The sequence below is a fragment of the Streptomyces sp. CNQ085 genome, assembly GCF_022614595.1.
In the GTDB taxonomy this organism is placed as follows: Bacteria; Actinomycetota; Actinomycetes; order Streptomycetales; family Streptomycetaceae; genus Streptomyces.
Genome location: NZ_JAJFAU010000159.1, coordinates 4,230 through 11,017 on the forward strand (window position 1 = coordinate 4,230; position 6,788 = coordinate 11,017).

7 protein-coding genes are annotated in these 6,788 nt (G+C 74.8%); 1 reads left to right on the plus strand and 6 read right to left on the minus strand.

Translation table 11 applies throughout. From position 1 onward, the window contains the following. Nucleotides 1-58: 58 nt before the first annotated feature. The 6 genes from LJ221_RS20880 to LJ221_RS20905 all read right to left on the minus strand — a co-directional run bounded on the left by LJ221_RS20880 (nucleotide 59) and on the right by LJ221_RS20905 (nucleotide 5,846). Nucleotides 59-616 carry a hypothetical protein gene (locus tag LJ221_RS20880; protein WP_241718269.1) on the minus strand — a complete coding sequence of 186 codons (558 nt, stop codon included), beginning with the start codon at nucleotides 614-616 and terminating at the stop codon, nucleotides 59-61. Continuing rightward, nucleotides 613-1,809 carry an ROK family glucokinase gene (locus tag LJ221_RS20885; RefSeq protein WP_241718270.1) on the minus strand — a complete coding sequence of 399 codons (1,197 nt, stop codon included), beginning with the start codon at nucleotides 1,807-1,809 and terminating at the stop codon, nucleotides 613-615. Before LJ221_RS20885 ends, LJ221_RS20880 begins: the two co-directional genes overlap by 4 nt. A 16-nt stretch (nucleotides 1,810-1,825) precedes the next feature. Next, the gene (locus LJ221_RS20890; protein WP_374228521.1) at nucleotides 1,826-1,963 is read right to left on the minus strand and encodes a hypothetical protein; all 138 of its coding nucleotides are present in this window, start codon (nucleotides 1,961-1,963) and stop codon (nucleotides 1,826-1,828) included. A 198-nt stretch (nucleotides 1,964-2,161) separates the two neighbouring features. Beyond that, complete coding sequence (locus LJ221_RS20895) at nucleotides 2,162-3,364, minus strand: cytochrome P450 (protein WP_241718271.1); 1,203 nt, start codon at nucleotides 3,362-3,364, stop codon at nucleotides 2,162-2,164. A gap of 203 nt (nucleotides 3,365-3,567) precedes the next feature. Continuing rightward, nucleotides 3,568-3,882, minus strand: coding sequence for a DUF5955 family protein (locus LJ221_RS20900; protein WP_241718272.1), 315 nt, complete (start codon nucleotides 3,880-3,882; stop codon nucleotides 3,568-3,570). Between the two features lie 491 nt (nucleotides 3,883-4,373). Then, nucleotides 4,374-5,846 (minus strand): NCS2 family permease, encoded by a 1,473-nt coding sequence (locus LJ221_RS20905; RefSeq protein ID WP_374228522.1) that lies wholly within the window; start codon nucleotides 5,844-5,846, stop codon nucleotides 4,374-4,376. A 341-nt stretch (nucleotides 5,847-6,187) separates the two neighbouring features. Between LJ221_RS20905 and LJ221_RS20910 the strand changes: the two genes are divergently transcribed. After that, a partial coding sequence (locus LJ221_RS20910) for a PucR family transcriptional regulator ligand-binding domain-containing protein (protein ID WP_241718274.1) occupies nucleotides 6,188-6,788 on the plus strand: 601 nt, incomplete at its 3' end.

Sequence of the window (6,788 nt, forward strand, 5' to 3'; positions counted from 1 at the left end):
CCCCCCCCCCCCTCCGCCCGCTCCCGTGCGGTTCTCCCGGGCCGGGCGGAGCGGTTCGTCAGAACTCGACCGTGGAGACCGCGTAGACCCGCAGGCGGTCCTCGCTGGTGACGTCCACGGTGACCGCCAGGTCGGGCCGCTCGCCGGGCCGCTCGATCCTGGCGCCCGCGTAGCGGCGGCCGGGGGCGTCGAGTTCCCAGCCCACCGTCCGCGCCTGCCGCCCGGTGACCCCGGGGGCGCCCTCGCGCAGGGCGCCCGGCTCCCCCCCGGCCTCCTCGATGAACTTTTCCAGGCCCTGCCGGGAGGTGCGGAACTGCACGTAGAAGGAGCTGCGCTGCCAGCTGTTGGCCTCGTAGTGCGCCACGTAGCTGGACCCGCCGGGCACGGGCATCTCGTAGACGCGGCTCTCCAGCTTGCTGGGCCACTGCCACACCAGTCCGGTGGCGGCGGCGGCGCGCTGCTTGTCCTTGCCGCTGTCGCGGCTCTGGTGGGCGGAGAGCACCAGGTAGCCGGCGGGTACGGCGATCAGCAGCACCACGATGACCGCGGCCAGCCAGCGGTGTCTGGGCCGGTGCGGCGGGGTACCTGGCTGCGGCGGGGGCACGGCGGCGGTCAACGGCCCGCTCCCCATCCGCGCGAGGGCAGCAGGCCCGCCCCGGCCCGCTCGTACCGCTCCACCCGGCGGCGGTTGGCGCGGCGGAAGCGGCGGGCGACCAGCCGGGCGAGGTCGGCGGCCCCGACCATGCCGGCCTCCGGGCCGAGTTCGGCGCGCGCGATACGGGCCTCGGGGCGGTAGCCGCGGCCGGTGAGGTGGCGGCGGAAGGCGTCCCGGGCGGGGCCGATCAGCAGTTCGTCGGCGGCGCTGACCCCGCCGCCGACGACGAAGCAGGAGGGGTCCAGCGCGGCGGCCAGGTTGGCGATGCCCACGCCGAGCCACTCGCCGATCTCCTGGAGGAGCTCGGTGCACATCGCGTCGCCCTCGCGGGCCAGCTCAGTGATCAGCGGCCCGGTGATCTCGCGGACGTTGCCGCCGACGCGGTCGGTGATCCCGTACGCGACCGGCGACTCGGCCGCCGCCAGCTCGCGGGCCTCGCGCACCAGGGCGTTGCCGGAGCTGTACTGCTCCCAGCAGCCGCGGTTGCCGCAGGGACAGCGGTGGCCTCCGGGTACGACCTGCATGTGGCCGAACTCCCCGGCCACCCCGTACTTGCCCCGCTTGACCTGACCGTCCTCGAGTATGGCGCCGCCGATGCCGGTGCCCAGGGTGATCATGACGAGGTGGTCCTCGCCGCGGCCGGCGCCGAAGCGCCACTCGCCCCAGGCGGCGGTGTTGGCGTCGTTGTCGACCATGACGGGCACGGCCAGACGGGCGGTCAGCGCGTCGCGCAGCGGCTCGTCGCGCCAGGCCAGATGGGGGGCGAACAGCACCCGGGAGCGGTCGGCGTCCACCCAGCCGGCCGCGCCGATGCCGACGGCGTGCACGTCGTGGCGGTCGGAGAGGTCCAGGACCAGCTCGGCGATGGTGTCCTCGACGACCTGCGGGCTCTTGGACTTGTCGGGGGTCTCGGCCCGGACCTTCTCCAGGATGCGGCCGTCGGCGTCGACGACGCCCGCCATCACCTTGGTGCCGCCGATGTCGATGCCCACCGTGGGCACGCGGGGGGCGGAGACGTAGGAGCGCCGCTCGCGCGTGGCCACGGCCCTGAACACCGTCGCTCTGGCGGTCGCCCTGGCACTCGTCCCGGCGGCAGTCGATCCGGCAGTCGATCCGGCAGGGCCCCGGTGCACCCGGTCACGGTACGTACTCATCACCGTCGATTGTGCCCTACGGGGCCCCGCCGCCCGGTTCCGAGGGACGGGTGCGCGCCAGTTCGTGGCCGAGCCGGTCCAGCTCGCCGCCGCCCGCCATCTGGCGGGTCGGTTCGTCCGGACCGGTCTCCTCGCGGGCATGGCTGCCAGCCATGGAGCCGCGCTTGACAGGACGAACCGGTCGCCGGCCAGATGGGCGTGGTGGGGGTTGTGTGCGACCAGCACGGATGCCCAGAGCCTGGTCGGGCCCCGGCCGCACAGGTATCCGTCACCGCAGCTCACGCGGGGAGCAGGGGCGCGCGGGAGGGCGGAGGGGCCGTGCGGGGTGCGTGGGACGAGCCCCCGTGAGCCCTCAGAAGCGCACCGGCAGACGGTGCGGGCCGCGGATGAGCACGCCCTGCCGCCAGGAGACGGCCGCGGGGTGGATGTCGAGGGCCAGGTCCGGGCAGCGCTCCAGCAGCGCGCGGACGGCGACGCGGCCCTCCAACCGGGCCAGCGGGGCGCCCAGGCAGTGGTGGATGCCGTGCCCGAAGGCGAGGTGGCCGCGGGATTCGCGGCGGATGTCGAAGCGTCCGGGCTCCGCGAAGCGCCCCGGGTCGCGGTTGGCGTCGGCGAGGGCCGCCAGCACCAGTTTCCCGCCGCCGGGGATCACCGTCCCGCCGATCTCGACGGGCCCGGTGGTGAAGCGGTAGGTGGGCGTCTCGACCGGGCCGTCGTAGCGCAGCATCTCCTCGACCGCGCCCTCGGCCAGGGAGGGGTCCGAGCGCAGCAGCGCGAGCTGGTCGGGGTGGGTGAGCAGGGCGAGGGTGCCGTTCGCGATCAGGTTGACGGTGGTCTCGTGGCCCGCGACGAGCAGCAGCCAGGCCATGCCGAGCAGTTCCTCGGGCGACAGCCGGTCTCCGTCCTCGTCGGCGGTGTGCAGCAGGGCGCTCAGCAGGTCCTCGCCGGGCCGCCGCCGCTTCTTCTCCAGCAGCTCGGTCAGGTACGTGGTGACGGCCTCGTTCGCGGCCCGCTTCTCCTTAAGGTCCGCGTCCCCGACGGCGGTGGCCGACCAGGCCCGGAAGGCGTCCCGGTCCAGGAACGGCACGCCCAGCAGCTCGCAGATGACCGTGATGGGCAGCGGGAAGGCGTAGGCGTCCACCAGGTCGGCCCGCCGGTCCGGCTCCTTCAGCATCACGTCCAGCAGGCCGTCGGCGATCTCCTGCACCCTCGGCTCCAGGGAGGCCGTGCGCCGCGCGGTGAACTCGCGGGCGACCAGCCTGCGCAGCCTGGTGTGGTCCGGCGGATCGGTGCTGAGCATGCTGACCCCGGCCGCCGGGGAGCCCGCCGGCAGGGCGGGCGAGGCGTTGCTCCAGTGCTTGGACAGACGCGGGTCGGCCAGAACGGCCCGCGCCTCCTCGTATCCGACGACCAGCCACGCCTCCAGGCCCTCGGGCAACCGCACCCGGTGGACCGGGCCGCGGGCCCGCAGCTCGGCGTAGACGGGGTAGGGGTCGCGGGCGAAGTCCTCGCCCAGGGAGGCCAGATCGACCGGTGCCCGCTCCCGCGTACTCATCCGCGCCTCCTCCTGTACGGCCCTCCGTGTATGCGGCCCGCCGCCGATGATGCCAGCGGGAGGTCTTCCGGCGACACCGTTATCCGGCCAGGCGGGCCGGTGGGCCGCGGATGGGCCGAAAGGGGCCGCGAGAGCCGTACGGGACCGCCCGGCGGCGCGCCGGCCCGCTCCCGCGGCCGCCGGGGCACAGGGGCGTGCCCCCCTCAGGGCGTCGGCCCGCCGAACAGCTCGACGGCCTTGCGCACCTCCGCCAGCGCCCCGGCCAGCGCACTGACCGAACCGATCGCCCCCGCGATCAGGAGCAGCGACTGGCGCAGCCGGACAACCTCGGGGGCATCCGCGCGGAGCGCGGCGTCCACAGCGGCCAGTTCGTCCTCGGCTATCTGCCGGTCCGTCAGTTGTGCTCGGTAACCGGCGAGCTCCCGGTGCAGGCGGGCCACGGCCCGCCGCAGTGCGATGACCCGCGGGTCGTCCTGTCCGTGGACGACCGTCCGGCGTCCTACCGCTTCTTTCCGCAACGCAGCTCCCCCCACACGGATGCTGTGTTCTTTGTTTGTCGTCGTTCGCCGTCGTACTCCGTCTTGCCGTTCCTGATCCCCCGCGGCGTCACCGCGCCGTCCCGCCGCCGCTCCGCGGCCGTACGGACTCGTGACCCGGCCCCTCCCGGCGGCGTGCGTCCGGGGAAGGGTGCGCACAGTAAACGCCACTCTCCGCACATCGCGCTACACGGAGGGCGAGACTCAGGGCATGGTTCAGGCCGACGGGATCGGCCGGGTCCGGCGCACGAACCGCAGGCGGCGGCGGGCCCTGCGGCCCGGCCGCGTGCCGCCCGGTGGTGGACGCGGGGCGGATCACCGGACGAACATGACCGGAATTCGTTCCTCCGCTCCGCCGTCTCCACCGGCTCTCCGCCCGCGCTGCGGGCGCGCTCCACCGCCGAAGGGGGCAGCGGACCGGCCGCCCGGCCCGCTCGTCCGCCTGGAGTTGGTACGGCGGGCGCCGTGCCGGCTCACCCCTGCGCCCCTCCCGTGCCGTCCACCGCGAAGTGGACGAGGAAGACCCCCGTCAGCAGCCACATCAGCGGCCCCGGCTCCCGCCAGCGCCCCACAGCCGTCCGCACGGCGGTGTAGGCGATGACGCCGGCGCCGATGCCGGTGGTGATGGAGTAGGTGAAGGGCATCAGGACGACGGTGAGGAAGACGGGGATCGCCGTGGTGCGGTCGGTCCAGTCCACGTACCGCGAGTTCTGCATCATCATCGCGCCGATGACGACCAGCGCGGCGGAGGCCACCTGGCCGGGCACGATCAGCGCCAGCGGGGTGAACAGCAGCGCCGCCGCGAACAGCAGCCCGGTGACGACGGCGGAGAGCCCCGTACGCGCGCCCTCGCCCACCCCTGTGGCCGACTCGATGAAGACCGTCTGGCCCGACGCGCTCGCCACGCCGCCGACCACCCCGCCCGCGCCGTCCACCAGCAGCGCCCGGCCCAGCCCCGGCATCCGCTCCCGCTCGTCGGTGAGGCCCGTCTCGTGGCCGACGGCGATGATGGTGGCCATCGCGTCGAAGAAGCCGGCCAGCACCAGAGTGAAGACGATCATGGTGAAGCCGGTCACGCCCAGCCCCGCCAGGCCGCCGATCTCCACGTCCCCCAGCAGGCCGAAGTCGGGGGCGGATACCAGCCGCTCGGGTGGTGCGGGGACGGCACCGCCCCACTCCTCGTCGCCGATACCGAAGGCCGCGGTGGCGGCCATCGAGACGGCGGTGCCGGCGGCGATGCCGATGAGGAGCGCGCCGGGCACCCCGCGGGCCAGCAGCATGAAGATCAGCAGCAGGGTGACGCAGAAGGCCAGCACCGGCCACCCGGCCAGCCGGCCGCCCTGGCCGAGGGTGACCGGGGAACCCGGTTCGCCCAGGCCGACGAAACCCGCGTTGACCAGGCCGACCATCGCGATGAACAGGCCGATGCCGATGGTGATGGCGTGTTTGAGCGCCGTCGGGATCGCGTTCATGATCCGCTCGCGCGTCCCGGTGACCACCAGCAGGATGATCACCGAGCCGTAGACCACGCACATCCCCATCGCCTGCGGCCAGCTCACCTCGGGTGCCACCTGGGTGGCCAGCACGCCCGAGACCCCCAGCCCGGCGGCCAGGGCCAGCGGAGCGCGGCCGACAACACCCATGGCGACGGTGGTGACGGCCGCGGCCAGCGCGGTCGCGGTGATCACCTCGGCGGTCTCCAGCCGGTTCCCGTAGCGGTCGGGGACGGACAGCAGCACGGGGTTGAGCAGCAGGATGTACGCCATCGCCATGAAGGTGGTGACGCCGCCGCGCACCTCCCGCGCGACCGTGGAGCCACGGCGGGAGATGTGGAACCAGCGGTCCACGGGCGAGCCCCCGGACGCCGGGGGACCGACCACCCGGGGGTCCTCGGGAGGCTTGGGCCCCTCGGGGCCTTCGGGGCCTTCGGGGCCTCTTCGGCTCATCGGCCGCTCCGGCGCTCGGCGCCGGCGGCGAGCGCCGCCTCCCGGTCGGCGGGGCACGGGGAGTCCATCTCGTCGGCTCTTCTCGGTCGGTCGCGGGGCTCCCGCCGCCCGCGGCGGAATCCGGTGCCGGGCGGACGTACGGAGATCGGGCGGCTGCGCCCGTGTCACACCGCGCGTTCCCGCCGGCCCGGCTCGTCTCCCGGCCGGTGCGGCCACCGGCGGCGCGAAGCACCCGTACGGCCCACGACCGGGTCTTGTAGATTCGAACGAAAGCCAGTGCGGGCCACGGGGCGCGACACGCGCGCCCCGCGCCGGCGGTACGGAAAGATCGGCGGACGACGATGCGTTTGCGCGCACTCCTGGACAGCCCCTGGCTGGGGCTGCGGCTCCTGAGCGGCGGGGAGGGACTCGACCGGCCGGTGCGGGGCGTGATGACCACCGACCTGCGCGACCCGAGCCGCTATCTGTCGGGCGGCGAGCTGGTCCTGACGGGGCTGGCCTGGCGGCGCGGCCCCGAGGAATCCGAACCGTTCGTCCGCATCCTGGCCGCCGCGGGCGTGGCCGCGCTGGCGGCGGGCGAGGCGGAGCTGGGCCCGGTGCCCGGGGATCTGGTGGCGGCCTGCGCACGGCACCGGATGCCGCTGTTCTCGGTGGACGAGAAGGTCGCCTTCGCCACCGTCACCGAGCATGTGGTGCGGCAGGTCTCCGGCGAGCGGGCCGGCGATCTGGCCGCCTTGGTGGAGCGGCACCGGCGGCTGATGTCCCCGGGCCCGGCGGGCGGCGGCCCGGACGCGGTGCTGGACCTGCTGGAATCCGACCTGGACCTGCGGGCGTGGGTGCTCTCCCCCGCCGGCCGCCCGGTCGCCGGGGCCGGCGCGGACCGGCTGCCTGCCTCCGTCCGCACCCGCCTGGCGGGCGAGCACCTGGCGGCGCTGCGGGCCG

Coding starts and splice junctions, on each gene's coding strand:
- LJ221_RS20885 (WP_241718270.1), bottom strand. CDS start 1,809: ATGAGTACGTACCGTGACCGGGTGCACCGGGGCCCTGCCGGATCGACT.
- LJ221_RS20890 (WP_374228521.1), bottom strand. CDS start 1,963: ATGGCTGGCAGCCATGCCCGCGAGGAGACCGGTCCGGACGAACCGACC.
- LJ221_RS20895 (WP_241718271.1), bottom strand. CDS start 3,364: ATGAGTACGCGGGAGCGGGCACCGGTCGATCTGGCCTCCCTGGGCGAG.
- LJ221_RS20905 (WP_374228522.1), bottom strand. CDS start 5,846: ATGAGCCGAAGAGGCCCCGAAGGCCCCGAAGGCCCCGAGGGGCCCAAG.